Here is a 21,083-nt window from a genome sequence, read left to right as displayed (position 1 = left end):
AAAAACGAAATGGCAGCCAATAGGCTGCCATTTCGTTTTTAAAATGTTTTTTGGTTTTAGTCCCAATCCGGGGCATTCCTGTTTCTTCCGAAATAGTATGTTAATCCGAATGAGGCATTAAATAATGTTCCCATAAAGGCATTATTGCTTGGCTTTCCTTTCGGGTATGTTCCGTCAAAATCATAGTGCTGAGAAAAGTTCATTACGAAAGAAAGGTCTAGCATAAGTGCAAAATCTTCGCTCAGGTATAGCTGTGGTGTAACTCCAACAATAACATTACCAATATTATCAATACCGTTACTGTTTATAGACTTTAATGAGGAGTACCCAAGACCGCCATGTGCCAGCATATTAAAATAATTATTGGTTGCATAAGGTATTGCAAGTGTCCTGCCCAGGTTATGAACAGCCTGTACCGAATATCTTGAATAATCTGTACCCAGTTCAGGGTTGCTTCCTGTCCTGAACTTGTCCTGGCCATAGTCAAACTTAATACCCCAGTTTTCATCAACCATATAGCGGAAACCGACATCAAAGTGCCCAAATTGTGTAATACCGGGACTTCCGGACATTCCTAACCCAAATCCTGCTTCAATCGAATATTGGTCAAATTTTCGTTGCGCAGAAACTGAAAAAGAAATAAATAGCAAAAATAAAGTAATCTTTCTTACCATAAACAGCGTATTTAAATTTGTGTAAAGATATTATTATGTGGTATTTAATAATAAAAAAAAATGAAAAATTAACACTTAGCAACTTTCTATACCTGATTGCTTTAAAACCATATGCCTCATTTTTACGTAAATAACATCAAATTGGTTTCAGTATTCATGAAACATATTTTATGATGTGTGTTTATTTATTGGTTAGGTTGACGTAAGGTGCGCTTATTAAGCCGCACCTTACTTTTTTTAATACAGTATTTGGCATATAAAGTATACAAATTCAATATTTTTGCAGCGTAATAAAATTGTTATGCTCGCTGTACAAAATATATCTTTCGGCTATACCGAAACTACCATACTCCATAATATATCGTTTACTGCCAAAAAAGGACAGAATATTGCCGTTATAGGCGAAAGCGGCTGCGGTAAAAGCACAATGCTGAAGCTAATATACGGGCTTTATGACCTTAACAGCGGCGCTATAACATATAAAAATGAGCCAGTGCTCGGGCCGGCAAACAACCTTATACCCGGTATGCCTTATATGAAGTACCTGGCACAGGATTTCGACCTTATGCCCTATATAACCGCAGCAGAGAATGTGGGTAAGTTCCTTTCTAATTTTTATTTGGAGGAAAAACAGCAGCGTATTAATGAATTGCTACAGATTGTAGAGATGGAAAATTTTTCCGGTGTAAAGGCACAATACCTTAGCGGCGGGCAACAGCAGCGTATTGCCCTTGCAAGGGTATTGGCGCTGGAACCTGAGGTGCTGTTACTGGATGAGCCATTCAGCCATATTGATAATTTCAGGAAAAACGCACTGCGCCGTAATTTGTTTGCTTATCTTAAACAAAAAGGGATTATATGCATTGTAGCCACGCATGACAGTACTGATGCGCTATCTTTTGCTGATGAAACCATCGTGCTTAAAAGCGGCAGGTTGATAGATAAAGCTGCGCCCAAAGATATTTACTATAATCCTAAAGATAAATATACCGCCTCTTTGTTTGGAGAGGTAAACGAAATTAAACTTGAACTACTGACACTTACCAATAAAAGCGACGAAACCGTACTCATATATCCGCACCAGCTAAAAATTACCGAAGATGGTCCGCTTAAAGTTGTTGTTAAGCAAAGCTATTTTAAGGGCAGCAGATACCTTATAAAATCGGCGCTGGGCAGGCAGGTACTATTTTTTGAACATTATACAGCATTACCTGTAGATAAAGAAGTAAGCCTGGCAGTTGACAGGAATGCTTTTGGTTAATTGATTGTGATAGGGTAAATAAACGTGGCCCTTACGGGTTTACCAAACTGAAAGCCCGGAGTCCATTTACCGCTTGATGCTATTATCTTTATAATTTTTTTATTGGTTTTCTCATCCAGGCCTTCAATAATTTTAATTCCGGTTATACTGCCATCTTTCTCAACAGTAAATGATATCTTCATTTTTCCTCTTTGTGCTGGGCGATGGTTTTTCATTTTTCGGGCTACGTATGCATAAAATTCTTTCATACCTCCCGGGGGTTCGGGCATAGAATTAACTCCGGACTTTAAAAGGCTTTTAGGTACTGAAGTTGTATCTTTTATTTCTATTAATGTACTTGTAGAATCTGAAAAAGTTTCCTGTGCCTTTAAAATCAGGCTAAACGCTAAAGTAAAGAATAAGCTATATAAGGCTTTTGACATCTTTTTTCTGCAAAAATAAGTGAATTTAGTAAATGGTGTTTTTTTTATTTTTACTAAAATGGTAGTATATAACAGTATCTAAATTACATAATTGCTAATTTTGCAATTCAATTATTTAAAATAAGAATAGATGTACAATTCGAAAATATCCGGGCTTGGTTATTACGTTCCCGAAAATGTTGTAACGAACAATGACCTCTCTGAAATAATGGATACCAATGATGAGTGGATACAGGAGCGTACCGGGATAAAAGAAAGAAGGCATGTGGTTAAAGGCGATGGCGATACTACCACAACTATGGGTGTAAAAGCAGCAAAGATTGCCATAGAACGTTCCGGCTTAGGTATTGACGATATCGATTTTATAGTATTTGCCACACTTAGCCCCGACTATTATTTTCCGGGGCCGGGGGTACTGGTGCAGCGCGATTTGGGCATGAAGCGCACTGTGGGAGCGCTTGATGTGCGCAACCAATGTTCGGGTTTTATATATGCGCTGTCAGTAGCCGACCAGTTTATTAAGACAGGGATGTATAAAAACATCCTGATAATAGGTTCTGAGCTGCATTCTACCGGGCTTGACATGACCACACGCGGGCGTGCCGTTTCTGTTATATTTGGTGACGGTGCAGGGGCTGCTGTTTTAAGCAGGGCAGAAGATAATACTAAAGGCATACTTTCTACCCACCTGCACAGCGAAGGGCAGCATGCCGAAGAGCTCGCACTTATAGCGCCGGGTATGGGCAAACGTTGGGTTACCGATATAATTGCCGATAATAATCCTGACGATGAAAGCTATTATCCGTACATGAACGGCCAGTTTGTGTTTAAAAATGCCGTAGTGCGCTTTAGTGAGGTAATTATGGAAGGGCTTAAGGCAAACAATCTGCAGGTGAGTGATATTGATATGCTGATACCGCATCAGGCTAACCTGCGTATTTCACAGTTCATTCAGCAAAAGTTTGGACTTACAGACGATCAGGTATATAATAATATTATGAAGTATGGTAACACCACAGCGGCATCTGTGCCTATTGCACTTACCGAGGCGTGGGAGCAGGGCAGGATAAAAGAAGGCGATACCGTAGTGCTTGCAGCTTTTGGCAGTGGCTTTACCTGGGGTAGTGCCTTTATCAAGTGGTAACCCCGTTATAGTTTATACAATATCAGGCAGCAATTAATGGCTGCCTTTTTTATATGCTGTATAGTGCCAGGCACGCCAGCAGGATAATTAATGAAAGTATATATTTAAAGAGTTGTTCTCTGTAATTCTCCTTTTTAGCATGGGTTAATAACTGGTATAGTTTTGTTATTACAAGCAACAAAAATACTATTATAGCACCTAGCATGTAATTATCATGCAGTTTGGGCGTGCCCCATTTGTAAGTAATAAAAGAGCCGATAAAATATGCGGACAATAACCAGTTTACTACATTCTTCATTTTCATTGCAATTTAAGTCCGCAAATGTAATAGTCTGCAATTTGTAGTGATTACGGTTTTCACACAATTAACTTTTACAGCCTGAAAGCTGTTTTTTGTATCTTCACCATTATAAATTAAGCTAAATGTCCCGCATAATGTTTTGGTTTCTGTTGTTGCTTTGTGCTGTGCTGTTGGTGTATTACTTTTTTCCTGAGAAAAAGCTGCCCGAAGGAAGCACCGTAAATAAGCTCGTTGTATATAAAAGCAAGCATAAAATGTATGCGTACGACGGCAACGAGTTACTGAAGGTATATACTATCTCACTTGGCAAAAATCCTGTAGGGCATAAGCAGTACGAAGGTGACTGCCGCACACCTGAAGGTGTTTATACGATAAACGACCGTAACCCAAACAGCGCCTATCATAAAAACTTAGGCATATCATATCCTAACGAGACCGACAGGAAAAATGCAGCAAGGCTGGGAAAACCTCCCGGCGGCGATATAAAGATTCATGGCTTGCGCAATGGCAGGGCTTGCATATCTAAATTTCACCGATGGAAAAACTGGACAGCAGGCTGTATAGCTGTAACCAACGCCGAGATAGATGAACTGTATAAAGCAGTGGTGCCCGGCACTGCTATTGAAATTTATCCTTAGTTATTACTCTCCTTAAATTCCTGATATTCGGCTCCGGGCGAAGGGTTATTATAAGCCCTGTAGTAAATGTATTTAGCGTTAAAATCTAAATCAGGGTATAATTTCCTTACTTCACGTTTTATATCTTCAAATTCCATTGTAAGCACCTTTTTATCTGAAAGAGGAACAGGGGTAACATAACTGAACATAGGGAACATACCCTCTGTATTTACTACAGGTTTTAGATCTATTATTTGCGGGTTGCTGCTTACATTACTTACAACCTGCGGAATTTTATACTTTTGGTTAACCGCAGTTTGCCATTGTTTCTGATAGAAGTTCATCTTCTCATGGTTATCATACAACAGCATTTTTCCGGCAGGCTCCAGGCAGCTTACTGCAATATCAGAATAAAATAAGGCGTCTATAAGATAACCTTCTTTCTCTTTTTGCTTAGCAAGCTCGTAATATTCGTCGGCATTTTTGCCAAACTGTCCAAATACCCCTACATTAACGTGATCAACTTTCCATTGGTTATCGTGCAGTTCATATATAACAGTAATCAGGTAATCTCCTATACCCATGTAAGAAGTTGTAAGCAAGGCTACATAGGTTTCTTTAGTGTTGTTTTTATAAGTAAAGGTAAATTGGTCTTCTTCAGATTCAAGCTTCGCATAACTATTAGTATTGCTGTGCTTGTTATGATATTGTTTATAAACCTTATAGTCGGTAGTCAATATACCTTTACGAAAGGCCCACACAGAGCTCTCTATGCGGCTGCGAAGGAACTTTACAAAATCAGGAGAGCCTAAAGCTTTAAATGCCTGGAGGTCGCTGTTACTCATTGCGGCAAGCAGGCTGTCGTTCTTACGGCTTATAACTTCCTTTAGTTCGGGCGCAATTTCATTATCGGTTAAGGTTTCGGTTCCGTTGCAGCTCTGTAAAAGTAGCACTATTACCAAAGCCTTGCATAAAGTTAGTAGTTTGTTCATCAGTGTATGGTTTATTGGTTGGCAATTATACCAATTTTATACCAACACTGCAAACACAATTATTGCAATTTATTTGCGGCTACACCGGATGCCATATATTTCTGGAGGTCTTCTATCATTAGCGTTACGCCATTGTTCATTAACTCATAAAAGCGCTCATCGCCTTTCCATCCTGCGGGATATGACTCGGCGGGAAAAGAAACTCCGCCTGGTTCTGTATATATGAAGTTATGGAAAATGTACGTATATTTACCTTCATCCAGCTTTATCCTGCACTCGTGGTACATTGTGCCTTCCTCATTAAATTCAGGCATCCTGAAAAAGCCTCTTACAACAAGGGCTTTGTCAGTTTCATCCTGTACCACTTCTCCCGAAAAATAATGAGCTCTTAGCCATTCTGCGGCTTTTTCAGCCATTATTTCCTGCTTAACAGAATCTATTGCAACTTCTCCTTTATAGGCAATAAGCTTCTCTGCATTTACCGGAAGCTTGTGTTGTGCATTTACTGTTTCTAAAACTGTTGTAAGCATTATCAATGCTATCGTAATGTAGTTTAACTTTTTCATATCAATTCGGTTTTTGGGTTCGCTTCATTTTTGATACATATCAAAATTACGCATACCTAAACAGACCGGACAGCAGTTTAACATTACCTAAAGTTAATGATAGTTAAAACAGGTGGTTTTTTAAAGGAAGTTGATTGTTGTGGTTGTAAGGAGTAAAATATGCTGAAATAAAAAAGCCGGAACAAGTGTTCCGGCTTTCAGGGGTGAATGAGGGGTCTCGAACCCCCGACCTTCGGAACCACAATCCGACGCTCTAACCAACTGAGCTACAATCACCATTTATTTTGCGAGTGCAAATATAACGCTGAATTTGATTTTCTGCAAGAAAACCTTAACTTTTTTATATCAAATCGCTTAAAGTGTTCACAGCCACATACCTTTCAACAGTAAAGCCTTCGCCATATTCGGTATTTATAAGCCTGCCGAGGTCCTGGGCGCGGTAAAGTATGCTCTCTTTAAAGTTTTTTGTGGCTATTGGGGTTACAGGTTCTTTGCTGTCGGGGTCATAAAATTGCGACTTATACGCCATTAATGATGCCACTTTTTTATCCATAAATCCGGTAACATCCACTACAAAGTCAGGTATTATGTTTTTCCATTGTATATAGTGGTACACCAGTTTTGGCCTCCAGGCTTCCTGATTTTCGCCTTGATGTGTGGTCTCTATTTTCCTTAAACCTGAAAGGAAACAGGCATCAGAAACAAGTTTGCTGCCCTTGCCATGATCTATATGCCTGTCGTCTATAGCGTTACATATTACAATATCGGGCCTGTACTTCCGAATCATTTTTATAACCTCAAGCTGGTGTTTTTCATCATTGGTAAAAAAACCGTCGCGAAACCTCAGGTTTTCCCTTACTTCCACACCAAGTATCCTGCCGGCTTCGGCAGCCTCTTCATCGCGTATTTCGGCAGTACCGCGGGTACCCAGCTCACCACGGGTTAAATCTATAAGCCCGACTTTTTTGCCGAGTGAAATTTCTTTCGCTATCGTGGCGCCACAGCTTAATTCTGCATCATCAGGGTGCGAGCCAAAAACAAGTATATCTAGTTTCATGTTATCTGTTTAAAAACGTAAAGGTACAAAAACCTGAGCAGGAGGTGTTATAAAACCCTGCGCATGGTAATGCTTTTGTTTACGGTTTCATGGAATTCTTTCTCGGGGTTACTGTCTTTTGTAATGCCGCAGCCAATAAATAATTGTGCAGTATTGCCTGTAATTTTCATGCAACGAAGGTTTACAAACAAATCGGACTTGTCCTGCTGTCCGCTCGCAAAATCTGTATTAAGTTCCCCCAGAAAACCGGAGTAAAATTCCCGGTTATAGCCTTCGTTTTCTTTCAGGAAAACAGCCGCTTCATCTTTGGGCATCCCACACACGGCTGGGGTAGGGTGCAGTTTTTTAATTACATCGCTTAGCGCGATATCATTTTTTAATTGTGCCGTTATATCGGTTTTAATGTGGGCAAGGTTGCCTGCACGAAATGTATATGGGCTCGTGGCTGTAATATTTGTACAGCTTTCCTGTAATGCTTGTGTGATATAATCGGTAACAATTTGTTGCTCTTCCTGTTCTTTTTCCGGCCATACGGCTTGTATCCCGACATTATAAACCTGTGTACCCGCAAGTGCAACAGTATGTATTTTACCCTTATTTGCCTGTAATAATTGTTCGGGCGTTGCGCCCATCCAAAGCCCTGTCATTTCAGAATAGAAGCAATAGCGGAAAGCATTTGGGTAAGCCGGGAGCAGCCTCCTGAAAATTGTAGTAACATCTGCACCGGTTTCAACCGTTTCAGTGCGTGAGGCTACCAGTTTGGTGAAATCATTGCTTTTAATAGCAGTAATGCATTTTCCTACCAGTGCCTCAAAAGCCGCTTTTGCATTTGCATCAACACTAAATTCGCGTGCAGATGAAATCTCTGCTAAAGGCAAATCTATATGTTGAGTTAGTACCTCACATTCCGCTGCGGGTAAAAAAACAGCTTCACCTCCGGAGAATGGTGCAAAAACAAAACCTTTATTGCTCAAATCATTTGTATGTTCTATGCTTTTTTTACTCCCAAACAATCCGGTAACAACACTTGCACCCGGTTTGCAATACACAGCAAAAGGCAGTTGGGCTTTAAGATGTTTCTTAATTTTATCTGTTAATTCAGTCATTGTAAAATAGGGGAGTTAACTCTTTTTGCGCGGCAGCACCATATTGGTTATTTTGCATAAGGAGATAAGCCTTCCTTCCTCGTCGGTAATTTTTACCTCCCACAGGTGCAGGCTGCGACCCTGGTGCACAATACGGGCTGTACCTGTAACAACCCCATCGCGCTTGCTGCGCAAATGGTTTGCCGATATTTCTATACCGCGCACCTCCTGCAGTTCGGGGTTTACAAAAAGCAAAGAAGCCGCACTGCCCACACTTTCTGCCAACGCTACCGTTGCACCGCCATGCAAAAGCCCCATTGGCTGGTGCACACGCGGGTTCACGGGCATTTTAGCTTCAAGAAAGCCTTCACCGGCATCAGTATAAACAATTTCAAGGGTTTGCATCAGGGTATTATTGCTAAAGCGGTTGCACATTTCAAGCGCTTTTTCTTTGTCAAATGCCATAAATATTGAATTATAGGAAGTGTAAAATTATAAAAAATCAGCAAGACCATAATGCTTTATACAGGCATAAAGACTAAAATGCACAAACAGGCGTTACAATCAAAATGATATACTGTTATTTACAGGAAATAGCTACTTTTACCAAAAATAATTAATTGCTATGCGATATTGTGTACTCTTTGTTATTGCTGCTTTAGCGCTGCTTACTGCCTCGTGCCGTAACGATTTTGAATTTGAACCCAGCACGGGCGACCTTTCTTTTTCGCGTGATACGGTTTACCTTGATACTGTGTTTACCAACATAGGCTCCAGTACTTATACGCTAAAAGTGTATAACCGCAGTAATAAAGATATTAGCATACCAAGCATACGCCTCGGGCAGGGCGAAGACTCTAAATACCGCCTTATGGTAGACGGTATGCCCGGCAAGGTATTCAACAATGTAGAGCTGCTGGCAAAAGACAGTATGTATATATTTATAGAAACCACTATAGATTACAGCGAGTATGCTAACGACAATACCACATTTTTATATACTGACCGTATCGAGTTTGACAATGGTTCTAACTACCAGAAGGTAGAACTGGTAACCCTTGTTCAGGATGCTTATTTCCTGTTTCCGCAACGCAACGAGCAGGGGCAGTATGAGGGAGTACGGTACGACAGCGATGATAATCCGGGAGAGCCTGATATTATCTATGGCTTTAACCTTGACCGTAATGACCCTAACAATGGAGATGAATATCGATGGAATAATACAAAGCCTTATGTTATTTATGGGGTAGCTACAGTGCCTGATGGTGAAACCCTTACGGTTGACCCCGGGGCGCGGATACATTTTCATGACGAATCGGGACTTATGGTGCGCCCCGGTGCAAGGCTTGTTATAAACGGTGCACCTTCGGCTGACCCTGAAGTAATGGAAAATGAAGTAATTTTTGAAGGCGACAGACTTGAGCCTGATTTTGCAGATATAGCAGGGCAGTGGTTTGGCATACTACTGATGTCGGGCGAAGAGAATACTATAAGCAACCTTACACTAAAAAATGCTACTGTAGGCATTTATGCTAAAGCCCCGCAGGGCGATGATACTACCATACCAAAGCTGACTATTACCAATTCGCAGATTTATAATAACCGAAATTTTGGTATATGGGCAGTTAATGCCAGCATCAGCGGAACTAACCTTGCGGCTAATAACGCCGGGGTAGCCTCGCTTGCCTGCACACTTGGCGGTACCTACAGCTTTAAACACTGCACTTTTGCAAATTATTTCAATAACTTTAATCAGGTGCCGGTTGCGCTTAACGATTATGAAGAAAGACCGGATGCGGTTTATATAGCGGCAATGGATGCCCAGTTTGATAACTGCATTATGTATGGCTCGGGCAATTTAGGGCTTTCGTCAGAGCGCAGGGCAGAAGAACCTTTCAGCACAAGGTTTAATAATTGCCTCATTAAAATTGTAGACAGTGGCAACCGTTTGCGTAATAACAGCCTGTATCCGTTTGATGGCAATGTACCTGAACTTGCGGCCTATAACGATGGGTGCATTATAGCAAATAGCTTTAGTATTACGCCTGATTTTACAGCGCCATTTGATAATGTGCTAACACTGGGCGAAGGTTCTGATGCTATTGATGCGGCTGCGAACATTGGTATTATTACTGATATAACAACTGCTGTAAGGCCAAACCCATCAACAGGAATTCCGGATATTGGCGCTTATGAATATTATGCTGCCGAATAATAAATAAGTAAAAAACGGAACTATTTTTTTCATATTTTTAGTGCAACAAACGCTAAACAATTAAATATGAAAAAAATGTACACTTTAGCTTTGCTTGCCGTTGGCATGCTTAGCTTTAACGCAAATGCGCAGACAGAAGAAGAGAAGGCATGGATGGCTTACATGACACCGGGCCAGCACCACCAACTATTGGCGGAAGAAACCGGTAAATGGGATTGTGAAATGAAATTCTGGATGGATCCTGCCGCTGCTCCGGAAGTAGCTAAATCTGTAGCCGATATCAAGATGTTTATGGATGGTCGTTACCAGGAAGGACGCTATATGGGAACTGTAATGGGTATGCCTTTTCAGGGGCTTAGCACAATAGCATATGATAATGCAGCAAAAAAATTCATCTCTACTTGGGTAGACAACATGGGCACGGGCATGATGGTAACGTACGGCAACCTCTCTAAAGATGGCAAAACCATTATATTTAATGGTGAAATGACCGACCCGGTTACAGGTAAGCCAGTTAAAGTGCGAGAGGTATATACTATTGTAGATAAAAATACCCGCAAGCTCGAAATGTTTGATACTAAAGATGGTAAAGAAGTAAAAAGCATGGAGATTATAATGAAGAGAAGAGTTTAAAACAAATATTGAATCCGGCCACAGCGCCGGATTTTTAATATCAGTATTAAAGAAATATATCTTAAGTGTTTATAAGAAGAAACCTTAATTTATAAAACGGCAAATTTCCAAATCATCAAATTAATAGTTATTTTTGCGCTTTCAACAACATAACTACATAACTGATGATCCATTTCTTCGGAAACCAGACCAATACTGTTTTTGCGGTGCAGTCGCAAAACGAGCTTTCGGCAGAAGATGTACAAAAATTAAACTGGCTTTTTGGCAACGCACATAAAATAGAAAAATCCGTCCTGACGGATTTTTTTGTTGGCCCGCGTGCCGCCATGATAACACCGTGGAGCACGAATGCTGTGGAAATTACCCAGAATATGGGTATAAGCGGTATTGTGCGCATAGAGGAATTCTATAAAACAGAAGAAAGCTTTACCGGTTTCGACCCTATGCTTTCGCAAAAGTATAAAGAGCTTAACCAGGATATATTTACCATCAACATTCAGCCTGAATCGATATTGGAAGTTACCGATATAGCGGCTTACAATGAAAAAGAGGGGCTTGCCCTGAGTGCTGAAGAGGTTGACTACCTGCGCAACCTTTCGGAAAAGCTGGGCAGGAACTTAACAGACAGCGAGGTTTTCGGCTTTAGCCAGGTCAATTCAGAGCATTGCCGCCACAAAATATTTAATGGCACATTTGTTATTGATGGCGAAGAAAAACCATCTTCACTATTCAAACTGATTAAGAAAACAAGCCAGGAAAATCCTAATGATATTGTTTCGGCCTATAAAGATAACGTTGCTTTTATTAAAGGCCCGCGCGTAGAGCAGTTTGCACCCAAAAGCGCAGACAAGCCCGACTTTTATGAAACCAAACCGTTTGATTCGGTTATATCAATAAAAGCGGAAACCCATAACTTCCCCACAACCGTAGAGCCGTTTAACGGTGCGGCAACGGGCAGTGGCGGAGAGATACGCGACAGGCTTGCCGGCGGGCAGGGCTCATTACCATTAGCAGGTACAGCGGTTTATATGACATCTTATTCTCGCCTTGAAGAGAACCGCCCGTGGGAGAAAGGCATGGAAGAGCGCAAGTGGCTTTACCAGACCCCTATGGATATCCTAATAAAAGCCTCTAACGGCGCTTCTGACTTTGGTAATAAATTCGGGCAGCCGCTGATTGCCGGTTCGGTGCTTACTTTCGAACATAAAGAAGATGCCCGTAAACTGGGCTTTGATAAAGTGATTATGCTGGCAGGCGGTATAGGCTACGGCAAAGAAGACCAAAGTAAAAAACAAAAACCGAAAGAAGGCGATAAAGTAGTGATACTCGGCGGCGAGAATTACCGCATCGGTATGGGTGGCGCTGCGGTTTCATCTGCCGATACGGGCGAGTTTAGCACAGGCATAGAGCTTAACGCAATACAACGTTCTAACCCCGAAATGCAGAAACGTGCTGCTAACGCTGTACGCGGTCTGGTAGAGAGCGACAATAACCCAATAGTTTCTATACACGACCACGGTGCAGGAGGTCACCTTAATTGCCTTAGTGAGCTTGTAGAGGAAACAGGTGGGTTAATTGACCTTGACAAACTGCCGGTTGGCGACCCAACACTTTCGGCAAAAGAGATAATCGGTAACGAGAGCCAGGAACGTATGGGGCTTGTTATCGGTGCAAAAGATATTGATATACTACAACGCATTGCCGACCGCGAGCGTTCGCCAATGTACACCGTAGGCGATGTAACGGGCGACCACAGGTTTACTTTTAAGAGTGCAACCACAGGCGCAAAACCAATGGATTTTGCCCTTGAGGATATGTTTGGTTCGTCACCAAAAACCATAATGACCGATAAAACCGTAACTGCAAATTATGACGCTCCGCAATACGATAAAAATAAAATTCACGAATACCTTAACCAGGTATTGCAGCTTGAAGCTGTTGCCTGTAAAGACTGGCTTACTAATAAAGTAGACCGTTGCGTGGGCGGGCGTGTTGCCAAGCAGCAATGTGCCGGGCCGCTGCAACTGCCGTTAAACAATGTGGGCGTTATGGCGCTCGATTTTAATGGTAAAGAAGGTGTTGCCACATCAATAGGGCACTCGCCGGTATCGGCACTGGCAGATCCTGTGGCGGGCAGCCGTAACTCTATAGGTGAAGCATTAAGCAATATAGTATTTGCTCCGCTTAAAGACGGTTTAAAAAGTGTATCGCTTTCTGCCAACTGGATGTGGGCATGTAAAAATGAAGGCGAAGATGCAAGGCTTTATAAAGCGGTACAGGGTTGCAGTGATTTTGCCATAGAGTTGGGTATCAACATCCCAACAGGTAAAGACTCGCTCAGTATGAAGCAAAAGTACCCTGATGGCGATGTTATTGCACCGGGTACTGTTATTATATCGGCGGCGGGTAATTGTAATGATATTACTAAAGTAGTAGAGCCTGTGCTAAAGCGCAACGGCGGTAACATTTACTATATTAACTTGAGTAACGACAACTTTAAGCTGGGCGGCTCAAGCTTTGCACAGGTATTGAATAAAGTAGGTAACGAAGTGCCAACCATTACCGATGCTGCTAAATTTAAAACAGCTTTCAATACCCTACAACAATTAATTAAAGAAGGTAAAATTGCAGCAGGGCACGATATTGGAAGCGGCGGACTTATTACCACGCTTTTGGAAATGAGCTTTGCAGAAGTAAACCTTGGTGCCGAATATAACCTTACTGCACTTAATGAGGCAGATACCATAAAGGCTTTGTTTGCTGAAAATATTGCTGTTGTGGTTCAGGCTGATGCCGCTGTAGAAGCGGTGTTTACAGCTAATGGTATTAACTTTACAAAAATAGGTGCGCCTAAAGAGGGAGATGCCGTAACCGTTAAGAACGGGGATGATATACTGACTTTTGATATTGCAGAAACACGCGATACATGGTTTAAAACATCATACCTTTTAGACCAGAAGCAAAGTGGCATGCAAAAAGCAAAAGAGCGTTATGTGAATTATAAGTCACAGCCGCTAGTATATAAATTCCCTGAGCATTTTACAGGTAAAATTCTCTCCCCTCTCTCTGGGAGAGGGGCCGGGGGTGAGGCTCCAAGACCTAAAGCTGCAATCATCCGCGAAAAGGGAAGTAACTCAGAGCGTGAAATGGCAAACGCCATGTACCTTGCAGGGTTTGATGTGAAAGACGTACACATGACCGACCTTATCAGCGGGCGCGAAACTTTGGAGGATATACAGTTCATTGGTGCGGTGGGTGGTTTCTCGAACAGTGATGTGCTGGGTTCGGCTAAGGGATGGGCGGGTGCATTTTTGTATAACGAAAAAGCAAAGGCTGCCCTTGATAATTTCTTTAAGCGCGAGGATACCCTTTCGGTTGGTATCTGTAACGGCTGCCAGTTGTTTATAGAGCTTGGGCTTATAAACCCCGACCATGAGCAGAAGCCGCGCATGCTGCATAACGACAGCCGCAAGCACGAGAGCGGTTTTACATCGGTTAAAGTGCAGGAGAATAATTCGGTTATGCTTAATACGCTTGCAGGCAGCACCCTTGGCGTATGGATAAGCCACGGCGAGGGCAAGTTTGACCTGCCATATGAAGAAGACAAATACAGTATTGTTGCTAAATATGCCTATAACGGCTACCCTGCCAATCCTAACGGCAGCCATTTTGATATTGCCATGATGAGCAGTAATGACGGCCGCCACCTGGTAATGATGCCGCACATAGAGCGCTCTATGTTCCAGTGGAACTGGGCGTACTACCCGGAAGGCCGAAATGATGAAGTTTCGCCTTGGCACGAAGCGTTTGTAAATGCCCGTAAGTGGATTGAGAACAGGTAATTTGCTAATTTGAAAACTAAATAAATTCAATATAGATGCCTCCAAAGATGGGGGCGTTTATATTTAAATACTACATTTGGGGAGATGACTGAAGACAATTACAAACCATATTATTTTGAAGGGGTAGAAGAAATTGCTCCCGGTTATTTCATTTTATATGTTATTGAACATAATCGCAATGAGGATTTTTATACTAAAATTCATCTTCATTCTAATCAAATGACTTCTACATATTTATTTAGTGTAAAAGAAAGTGAAATCTTTATTGATATTCTTTCTCCAAACCTGCTTGATTTTTATGTAGGACAATATTATCATGAATCTTGTGATGATCGATTTGAATATACCAGTATAGAGTGGAAAAGTATTGCCATAACATCTCCCGAATGGAAAATTAAATATAAAGAACTACGTTTTTTATTAGATCAAAAGATTAGATTAGCTGAAAAAATTTATGAACCAACACTAAACAAGGTTATAACCAATTTTCAGCAAATTTATGACAAACAAGTAGCACTTGGTAATACTGAAGGTCTAACTCATGAAGACCTTATTAAGTTGTCTATTTTTAAAATTTTATATCGTAGCTATACCAATACTTGGGATGGAATTAATCATCTAATTAATCCGAACCACGGAAAAATGTATGTGCTCTATAAAGATTGGAAAGATGCCTATAGTGATACTGAAAAATTAATGGTTAATTTATTACAACTTGACCTTAGCAATTATGAGTTTATTAAACAACAAATGATTTATAGGTATACAAAAGTTTTTAACATTACACTTTCTAACCTAAAATTTAATTATCAAGGTGTTGATGAAAAAAAATTCATTGCTTTTTTCAATTTGTTGATGAATAAACTTAAGGAAACCTAATCGCCTTAATTATTATAAAATTGATTTTATTGACAATAAGTATCTACAACACCTCATCAATCATCCCAAAGGCTTTGGCTTCTTCGGCTGTCATCCAGTAGTAGCGTTCTCCCGATTTTTCAATGATGGCATAATCTGGTACAACCCTTACTGTACTTTAACTTCAAACTAACGAACATAACTTAAACGGGTAGCAAAGGCATTGGCTTCATAACTAAAAACGAGACACCATAACACCACGCCTGCTCTGCATAATACTGATTCTTTGTTTTGGTGTGGCATTATACCACATTGTAAATAAAGCCTGATTTTCATTGTACAATTGCCTGAAGATTTGCACAAAACTAAATATCAGGTTAAAAGCCTCCTGCTTAGAAGAAAATTTTGTTTCAGGCTGTTCTTTCTTTAATTTACTGATTATCGCCGAAGTGACATCTCCTCCACCTTTTTGTTGGGTATACAATCTGCCATATTCATTAAAAAAACCGGGAGAAGTTTTTTCAGTTAAAGTCTTCATGGCGACTTCAAGTTTTTTAAAAGTCGGTGAAGTATACATTTCAGCATATAACTTTTCGGCTTCTGCCAGCTGTTCTTTACTCACACCTTTATTATTTTGGGCATTTACTACCGTTGTAAGAAAAAGGCACAGGATAATCAGATATTTCATTATTTTAATTTTTTAGTCTGCGTAAAAATATAAAATTGTGATGTATTGCAAGCAAAACATCTGGCTTTATTACGGCTATAACTTTACTATGAGAATGTTATAAATAAAAGATGTATAATGTATTTCTGAATATATTATTCAAAATGTAATATATTGCTTTATAAAATATATTTTCCTAATTTGCATAAAGTAAATCATGTAAATATATGACAACCATCACACGCCTTTTTGATTTTCCGTACTACCAGCTCGAAAAATATAACCTGCCTGAGGCACTGGTTACTAAGTATGGTAATGAATGGGTTAAAACTTCTACAAAGGAGTATCTTGATAAAGCAAATGCCTTTTCGCGCGGACTGTTGCGCATGGGCGTTAAAAAAGATGATAAAATAGCCGTAATATCTTCTAACAACCGCACTGAGTGGAATATTGTAGATATCGGGATATTACAGACAGGGGCGCAAAACGTTCCGGTTTATCCTACCATATCAGAAGAAGATTACGAATACATACTCAACCATTGCGGCGCGGTATATTGTATTGTTTCTGATGAAGAGCTGTACAAAAAACTGATGTCGATACGCCACAAGCTTACCGGTTTGAAAGAGATATATTCCTTCAATACCATAAACGGCTGCAAAAACTGGAACGAAATACTGGAGCTTGGCAAAGATGAGAGCAACCAGCAGGAAGTTGAGGCCATAAAAAACAGTATTACCGAAAATGACCTTGCTACTGTAATTTATACTTCGGGTACTACGGGCAGGCCAAAGGGCGTAATGCTTTCGCACAAAAACATTACTTCAGATGTATTAATGAGTGCTGAAAGGGTTCCTTTTGAAGCGGGTAAATTCAGGGCACTGAGCTTTTTGCCGGTATGCCACATTTACGAGCGCATGATATTGTACCTGTACCAGTACTATGGTGTGTCTATCTATTTTGCCGAATCTATCGAAAAAGTAAGCGATAATATTAAAGAAGCCACACCAGATGTTATTACGGCAGTGCCAAGGCTTCTTGAAAAAGTATATGACAAGATTATTGCCAAAGGCTCTGACCTTACCGGAATAAAAAAAGCGCTTTTCTTTTGGGCTGTTGAGGTTGGGCTTAAATATGAGCCTTATGGTGCTAACGGCCCAATATATGCAGCCAAGCTATGGCTGGCAAGAAAGCTTATTTTCAGTAAATGGAAGGCGGGTTTAGGCGGCAGGCTTGGGCTTATGGTATCGGGCAGCGCGGCCATACAGCCACGCCTTGCAAGGGTATTTGCGGCAGCAGGCATACCCGTTATGGAGGGTTACGGCCTTACCGAAACCTCTCCGGTTATAGCGGTTAATGATGAGCGTAATGGTGGTTTCCGCATTGGTACTGTGGGCAGGCCGCTTAAAGGCGTTGAGGTTAAAATTGCCCAGGATGGCGAAATACTTTGCAAAGGCCCTAATGTAATGATGGGGTATTTTAAAGATGAAGAAAAAACCAATGAAGTGATTATAGACGGTTACTTTCACACGGGCGACATAGGGGAGATAGATAAAGACGGCTTCCTTAAAATAACCGACAGGAAAAAAGAAATGTTTAAGACCAGCGGTGGTAAGTATATTGCTCCGCAGCTTATAGAAAACGCCATGAAACAGTCGCGCTTTATTGAGCAGATAATGGTAATTGGCGACGGGGAGAAAATGCCTGCGGCCTTTATTCAGCCCGATTTTGAATTTGTAAGGCACTGGGCAGAGCGTAAAGGCATTAACTATGGCAGCACAAACGAAGAACTTGTCAGCAATCCTGATGTTATTAAACGGATAGGAGAGGAAGTAGAGGGTATTAATAAGAAGTTCGGGCATTGGGAGCAGGTTAAAAAGTTTGAACTTACACCTAAACCATGGTCGGTAGATGAGGGAGAAATGACACCAACGCTTAAACTAAAGCGTAAAGCCATAAAAGAAAAGTATCAGGCCTTGTATGATAAAATATACAGGACAGTATAAATTCTATTAAATGTACTTAACTACAATCTGCTTATTGGGCTTTAGATATGCTGAGACGGCTTTTAAAACTGTTCCGGAGAGAGCAACCGCAAATTATATACAGGTGGCGCACACAGCAGTCGCTCTACCTGTATATTTTTGGTGCGCTTGACGAAAGCGGAAAACTGCCGGCAGATTTTGAATTGCCTCAATTATACACCGGGCCGGGTACAAAGGTATATTTTCCGGAAGGTGCATTAATACCGTCAGAAAAAATACGTGAGCTGGCAAAACAACTAAAGCACATTGCCAATACCGGAAATGAAGCAGCCGCAGCCGGGTTTTATGAAACGGTAGTCTCTTTACCCGATGTTTTAGATGTAATTGATTTGTTTCTTGAAGAAATATCCAACTACGCCCTGCCTATTGAGCCACATCTTTTTTCTTTTGCTCACGATATGGCTTTTTGTACTGGGCATATCAATAGCTCAAAATTTGGGATAGCTATTCTGGGCTTGTGCCAGAACCGCGTAGTGAGCGATAAGCTGAAAATAATGGCCGTATATGAAAAGCTTACCGTTTACAGCACTATAGCATTACTTAACCTTTCTGCAAACCCCCAGGATGATCTTTTTGATATTGCCGGTAAGCTGCACGGCTGGGGCAAGATAAAGCTGGTAAGCCGCCTTGCAGTTATTTGTAAAAAAGACAGTATAAAAGAATGGCTTATAGCCGAGGGATATAAGAATACGGTTGATAACAGTTACATTGCATGTACCTGCGCATTTTATGGAGAGCTTCATAAAAAATTAGAAAAAGAAAATATTGAGATAGCTTTTTTTAATAATGCTACAGATATCCTTCAGGCTATGTTAACAGGCAACCCTTCAGAGTGTATTGCTACATATCGCCATGCAGTTAGGGCAGTAACTTCTTATTTACTGCACGCCAAAACCCACGCTAAAACAATACAACATTTTCTTATCATATGCCATATAAAATTTTATCTTGAGCAGCAGTTATTAGATTGTGACAGGAATAATGGCTGGAGCGACAACGCTATTACAAACTGCCTTACTGATTGTGCGGCCATTTTAAATAATGATTTCTGGAAATCCTTAATCAAAAGCGTACTTGTAAACCCTGATGATGTATATTATAACGATGTAAAACAAGCCGCGGGTTTCCTGCATACATAAATTGGGCACAGAATTTGTTTTCAGGTTGTAAACAATAATCAAACACATAATCTTATGAAAAAAATCTTTACTCTTGCTGCCTTATCAGCGTTCAGCTTACTGTTTGCACAGGAAAATAATGATGAAACTGCGCTTAAGCCTCACACAATTTCAGTTCATGCCAATTATTCCGACCCGTCACAGTTAGGGTTAACGTATGAAGCACCCGATTTTATTACAGGTGAACCTGACTCAAGTACTGTTATAAACCTTTCATACGGAAGTATGAATTATGATGCTGATGTTTTTGATGTTGACGGAACAGGGTTTGTCCTGGAATTTGGCAGCAGATCTTATTATAATAAGTCTAATACAAGGCAGGGATTCTATTCGGCAAACTACCTTACCTACGGAAATATAAAATTTGATGAAGATGATTTTGAAGGCAACTATAGCTATTTTTCTTTCTTTTCACCCGAAATAGGGTATAAAATAGTTTTAGGAAATTTCTCTATAGACCCATCTATTGGCGCTATGTGGAAAATTGAAATAAAAGGTAGCGGAAATGTAGATAACCGTTATACTGATGAATGGGCAGTTCGTGCGGGAGTGCGGATAGGATACAGCTTTTAGTAAACATACAACTTCCCCTGAAAACCCTCTGATGATTCAGAGGGTTTTTGTTTTAAACATTTTTTAAATTATCATATAAAAATAATAATTAACTATGTTTGAAATTAAGAGTTATATATATTTTTGTTAAATCAAATTTTAAATAAAACATATAACATCTTTTATGGGAACATCTATAGGTACAGTGCTTTTAGTATTTAAAGTTTATAACCGTCATTCAGATGTAATAAAACAACTCGAAAAGAAAGGATATATGGATAGATGGGGGGAAATGTCTAATAATAAAGTACATGTATTGCCGGGTAATACACTTTGGCATAACTTTAAATCTACCGATGCAGCACTTTTAGATTTAAAAAATGTATGTACCACTCTTAATATACTTATAGAAAATGCTATAGCAGTTAATGCATCTGATTTTACAGGAATATAATTAACAGAAAATAGCTACAAAAAGTAAGTTAAAAATTCTCTAATTTTGTATCGTAAAAATCAATGTACTAATGTTTGATTACGAGAAATTAGAGAAAGAACTGGGAGAAGCTTGCGAAGAAGTAAATCACAGATTTTTGCAACGCTTTAATAATGATGGATATATATCTGTAGGTGGTGCAAAACTTGACGCTTTTATAAATGAACTTCAGAAAGAATTTGAAGAAACTGCCGAAACATTCATATATAAAAGGGGCTTACAGGATAACCCTGAGGCAAAGAAGCGAGTTTTAACCATTACTAAATTATATGCAAAGAACTGTATTGAGCAGTTTGGTAAAGTTACCGGAGATGAATCCTGAAAAAACTTCCTGGCCTATTTATCTTTTTATCAGCCACTTAAAAATAAAGGTTAAAAAAACATTAAAAAAAGGGTATTAAAAATTTGGAAAAGGCAAAAAAGGGCCTACTTTTGCACCCGCAATCACGGCAACGTTCACACACAAACTGACAAAAAAGGA

22 protein-coding genes and 1 tRNA gene are annotated in these 21,083 nt (G+C 40.2%); 12 read left to right on the top strand and 11 right to left on the bottom strand.

The features are described 5' to 3' along the window. Positions 1–56: 56 nt before the first annotated feature. Positions 57–674, bottom strand: a complete 618-nt coding sequence (locus Q0K96_RS11875; protein ID WP_297334210.1) for a hypothetical protein — start codon at positions 672–674, stop codon at positions 57–59. Between the two features lie 301 nt (positions 675–975). On the opposite strand from Q0K96_RS11875, the gene Q0K96_RS11870 reads away from it, so the two are divergent. Next, positions 976–1,935, top strand: a complete 960-nt coding sequence (locus tag Q0K96_RS11870) for an ABC transporter ATP-binding protein (protein ID WP_297334209.1) — start codon at positions 976–978, stop codon at positions 1,933–1,935. Here the strand turns inward: Q0K96_RS11870 and Q0K96_RS11865 are convergent. After that, on the bottom strand, positions 1,932–2,357 hold the full coding sequence (locus Q0K96_RS11865) for an energy transducer TonB (protein WP_297334208.1): 426 nt from the start codon (positions 2,355–2,357) through the stop codon (positions 1,932–1,934). The genes Q0K96_RS11870 and Q0K96_RS11865 overlap by 4 nt on opposite strands. A 130-nt stretch (positions 2,358–2,487) precedes the next feature. Between Q0K96_RS11865 and Q0K96_RS11860 the strand changes: the two genes are divergently transcribed. Continuing rightward, positions 2,488–3,501 carry a beta-ketoacyl-ACP synthase III gene (locus Q0K96_RS11860; RefSeq protein WP_297334207.1) on the top strand — a complete coding sequence of 338 codons (1,014 nt, stop codon included), beginning with the start codon at positions 2,488–2,490 and terminating at the stop codon, positions 3,499–3,501. Positions 3,502–3,550: 49 nt separating this feature from the next. On the opposite strand, the gene Q0K96_RS11855 is transcribed toward Q0K96_RS11860, so the two are convergent. Then, positions 3,551–3,799, bottom strand: a complete 249-nt coding sequence (locus Q0K96_RS11855; RefSeq protein WP_297334206.1) for a hypothetical protein — start codon at positions 3,797–3,799, stop codon at positions 3,551–3,553. Positions 3,800–3,924: 125 nt separating this feature from the next. On the opposite strand from Q0K96_RS11855, the gene Q0K96_RS11850 reads away from it, so the two are divergent. Further along, a complete protein-coding gene (locus Q0K96_RS11850; RefSeq protein WP_297334205.1) occupies positions 3,925–4,440 on the top strand; it encodes a L,D-transpeptidase family protein in 516 nt (171 codons plus the stop codon). On the opposite strand, the gene Q0K96_RS11845 is transcribed toward Q0K96_RS11850, so the two are convergent. The 6 genes from Q0K96_RS11845 to Q0K96_RS11820 all read right to left on the bottom strand — a co-directional run bounded on the left by Q0K96_RS11845 (position 4,437) and on the right by Q0K96_RS11820 (position 8,584). Beyond that, the gene (locus Q0K96_RS11845) at positions 4,437–5,411 is read right to left on the bottom strand and encodes a hypothetical protein (protein WP_297334204.1); all 975 of its coding nucleotides are present in this window, start codon (positions 5,409–5,411) and stop codon (positions 4,437–4,439) included. The two genes, Q0K96_RS11850 and Q0K96_RS11845, sit on opposite strands and share 4 nt — an antisense overlap. Before the next feature lie 59 nt (positions 5,412–5,470). After that, positions 5,471–5,977, bottom strand: a complete 507-nt coding sequence (locus tag Q0K96_RS11840) for a hypothetical protein (RefSeq protein WP_297334203.1) — start codon at positions 5,975–5,977, stop codon at positions 5,471–5,473. Between the two features lie 201 nt (positions 5,978–6,178). Continuing rightward, a tRNA-His gene (locus Q0K96_RS11835) sits at positions 6,179–6,254 on the bottom strand. Between the two features lie 63 nt (positions 6,255–6,317). Next, complete coding sequence (gene bshB1, locus Q0K96_RS11830; RefSeq protein ID WP_297334202.1) at positions 6,318–7,034, bottom strand: bacillithiol biosynthesis deacetylase BshB1; 717 nt, start codon at positions 7,032–7,034, stop codon at positions 6,318–6,320. 47 nt (positions 7,035–7,081) lie between these two features. Further along, on the bottom strand, positions 7,082–8,140 hold the full coding sequence (locus Q0K96_RS11825) for an isochorismate synthase (RefSeq protein WP_297334201.1): 1,059 nt from the start codon (positions 8,138–8,140) through the stop codon (positions 7,082–7,084). Positions 8,141–8,155: 15 nt separating this feature from the next. Next, a complete protein-coding gene (locus Q0K96_RS11820) occupies positions 8,156–8,584 on the bottom strand; it encodes a PaaI family thioesterase (RefSeq protein ID WP_297334200.1) in 429 nt (142 codons plus the stop codon). Positions 8,585–8,744: 160 nt separating this feature from the next. Between Q0K96_RS11820 and Q0K96_RS11815 the strand changes: the two genes are divergently transcribed. The 4 genes from Q0K96_RS11815 (at position 8,745) to Q0K96_RS11800 (ending at position 15,688) form a co-directional block, all read left to right on the top strand. Next, complete coding sequence (locus Q0K96_RS11815) at positions 8,745–10,334, top strand: choice-of-anchor Q domain-containing protein (protein WP_297334199.1); 1,590 nt, start codon at positions 8,745–8,747, stop codon at positions 10,332–10,334. A gap of 66 nt (positions 10,335–10,400) precedes the next feature. Next, entirely contained in the window at positions 10,401–10,967 is a 567-nt protein-coding gene (locus tag Q0K96_RS11810; protein WP_297334198.1) for a DUF1579 domain-containing protein, read from the top strand. A gap of 164 nt (positions 10,968–11,131) precedes the next feature. Continuing rightward, on the top strand, positions 11,132–14,809 hold the full coding sequence (gene purL, locus Q0K96_RS11805; RefSeq protein WP_297334197.1) for a phosphoribosylformylglycinamidine synthase: 3,678 nt from the start codon (positions 11,132–11,134) through the stop codon (positions 14,807–14,809). 84 nt (positions 14,810–14,893) lie between these two features. Next, positions 14,894–15,688 (top strand): hypothetical protein, encoded by a 795-nt coding sequence (locus Q0K96_RS11800; RefSeq protein WP_297334196.1) that lies wholly within the window; start codon positions 14,894–14,896, stop codon positions 15,686–15,688. Between the two features lie 43 nt (positions 15,689–15,731). Here the strand turns inward: Q0K96_RS11800 and Q0K96_RS11795 are convergent, their stop codons facing one another. Next, positions 15,732–15,812, bottom strand: a complete 81-nt coding sequence (locus Q0K96_RS11795) for an ATP-dependent Clp protease proteolytic subunit (RefSeq protein WP_297334211.1) — start codon at positions 15,810–15,812, stop codon at positions 15,732–15,734. A 90-nt stretch (positions 15,813–15,902) separates the two neighbouring features. Then, positions 15,903–16,289 carry a hypothetical protein gene (locus Q0K96_RS11790; RefSeq protein WP_297334195.1) on the bottom strand — a complete coding sequence of 129 codons (387 nt, stop codon included), beginning with the start codon at positions 16,287–16,289 and terminating at the stop codon, positions 15,903–15,905. Positions 16,290–16,561: 272 nt separating this feature from the next. Between Q0K96_RS11790 and Q0K96_RS11785 the strand changes: the two genes are divergently transcribed. From Q0K96_RS11785 to Q0K96_RS11765, 5 genes are all read left to right on the top strand, one after another. Next, on the top strand, positions 16,562–18,340 hold the full coding sequence (locus Q0K96_RS11785; protein ID WP_297334194.1) for an AMP-dependent synthetase/ligase: 1,779 nt from the start codon (positions 16,562–16,564) through the stop codon (positions 18,338–18,340). A gap of 47 nt (positions 18,341–18,387) precedes the next feature. Further along, positions 18,388–19,518 carry a hypothetical protein gene (locus tag Q0K96_RS11780; RefSeq protein ID WP_297334193.1) on the top strand — a complete coding sequence of 377 codons (1,131 nt, stop codon included), beginning with the start codon at positions 18,388–18,390 and terminating at the stop codon, positions 19,516–19,518. A gap of 54 nt (positions 19,519–19,572) precedes the next feature. Continuing rightward, positions 19,573–20,130 (top strand): hypothetical protein, encoded by a 558-nt coding sequence (locus Q0K96_RS11775; RefSeq protein ID WP_297334192.1) that lies wholly within the window; start codon positions 19,573–19,575, stop codon positions 20,128–20,130. Between the two features lie 163 nt (positions 20,131–20,293). After that, entirely contained in the window at positions 20,294–20,563 is a 270-nt protein-coding gene (locus Q0K96_RS11770; protein WP_297334191.1) for a hypothetical protein, read from the top strand. Between the two features lie 70 nt (positions 20,564–20,633). Further along, complete coding sequence (locus Q0K96_RS11765) at positions 20,634–20,924, top strand: hypothetical protein (protein ID WP_297334190.1); 291 nt, start codon at positions 20,634–20,636, stop codon at positions 20,922–20,924. Positions 20,925–21,083 lie beyond the last annotated feature (159 nt).

It is taken from the genome of Flavobacterium sp. (assembly GCF_024305175.1).
Classification (GTDB): domain Bacteria; phylum Bacteroidota; class Bacteroidia; order Flavobacteriales; family Flavobacteriaceae; genus Flavobacterium.
This window is presented reverse-complemented; position numbering and strand designations above follow the sequence as displayed.

Excerpts from the sequence above, each read along its gene's own strand:
- Q0K96_RS11865 (WP_297334208.1), bottom strand. The coding sequence starts at position 2,357 with ATGTCAAAAGCCTTATATAGCTTATTCTTTACTTTAGCGTTTAGCCTG.
- Q0K96_RS11825 (WP_297334201.1), bottom strand. The coding sequence starts at position 8,140 with ATGACTGAATTAACAGATAAAATTAAGAAACATCTTAAAGCCCAACTG.
- purL (WP_297334197.1), top strand. The coding sequence starts at position 11,132 with ATGATCCATTTCTTCGGAAACCAGACCAATACTGTTTTTGCGGTGCAG.
- Q0K96_RS11780 (WP_297334193.1), top strand. The coding sequence starts at position 18,388 with ATGCTGAGACGGCTTTTAAAACTGTTCCGGAGAGAGCAACCGCAAATT.
- Q0K96_RS11785 (WP_297334194.1), top strand. The coding sequence starts at position 16,562 with ATGACAACCATCACACGCCTTTTTGATTTTCCGTACTACCAGCTCGAA.
- Q0K96_RS11815 (WP_297334199.1), top strand. The coding sequence starts at position 8,745 with ATGCGATATTGTGTACTCTTTGTTATTGCTGCTTTAGCGCTGCTTACT.
- Q0K96_RS11875 (WP_297334210.1), bottom strand. The coding sequence starts at position 674 with ATGGTAAGAAAGATTACTTTATTTTTGCTATTTATTTCTTTTTCAGTT.
- Q0K96_RS11870 (WP_297334209.1), top strand. The coding sequence starts at position 976 with ATGCTCGCTGTACAAAATATATCTTTCGGCTATACCGAAACTACCATA.
- Q0K96_RS11810 (WP_297334198.1), top strand. The coding sequence starts at position 10,401 with ATGAAAAAAATGTACACTTTAGCTTTGCTTGCCGTTGGCATGCTTAGC.
- Q0K96_RS11800 (WP_297334196.1), top strand. The coding sequence starts at position 14,894 with ATGACTGAAGACAATTACAAACCATATTATTTTGAAGGGGTAGAAGAA.
- Q0K96_RS11775 (WP_297334192.1), top strand. The coding sequence starts at position 19,573 with ATGAAAAAAATCTTTACTCTTGCTGCCTTATCAGCGTTCAGCTTACTG.
- Q0K96_RS11855 (WP_297334206.1), bottom strand. The coding sequence starts at position 3,799 with ATGAAGAATGTAGTAAACTGGTTATTGTCCGCATATTTTATCGGCTCT.
- Q0K96_RS11850 (WP_297334205.1), top strand. The coding sequence starts at position 3,925 with ATGTCCCGCATAATGTTTTGGTTTCTGTTGTTGCTTTGTGCTGTGCTG.
- Q0K96_RS11770 (WP_297334191.1), top strand. The coding sequence starts at position 20,294 with ATGGGAACATCTATAGGTACAGTGCTTTTAGTATTTAAAGTTTATAAC.
- Q0K96_RS11860 (WP_297334207.1), top strand. The coding sequence starts at position 2,488 with ATGTACAATTCGAAAATATCCGGGCTTGGTTATTACGTTCCCGAAAAT.
- bshB1 (WP_297334202.1), bottom strand. The coding sequence starts at position 7,034 with ATGAAACTAGATATACTTGTTTTTGGCTCGCACCCTGATGATGCAGAA.
- Q0K96_RS11765 (WP_297334190.1), top strand. The coding sequence starts at position 20,634 with ATGTTTGATTACGAGAAATTAGAGAAAGAACTGGGAGAAGCTTGCGAA.
- Q0K96_RS11820 (WP_297334200.1), bottom strand. The coding sequence starts at position 8,584 with ATGGCATTTGACAAAGAAAAAGCGCTTGAAATGTGCAACCGCTTTAGC.
- Q0K96_RS11840 (WP_297334203.1), bottom strand. The coding sequence starts at position 5,977 with ATGAAAAAGTTAAACTACATTACGATAGCATTGATAATGCTTACAACA.
- Q0K96_RS11845 (WP_297334204.1), bottom strand. The coding sequence starts at position 5,411 with ATGAACAAACTACTAACTTTATGCAAGGCTTTGGTAATAGTGCTACTT.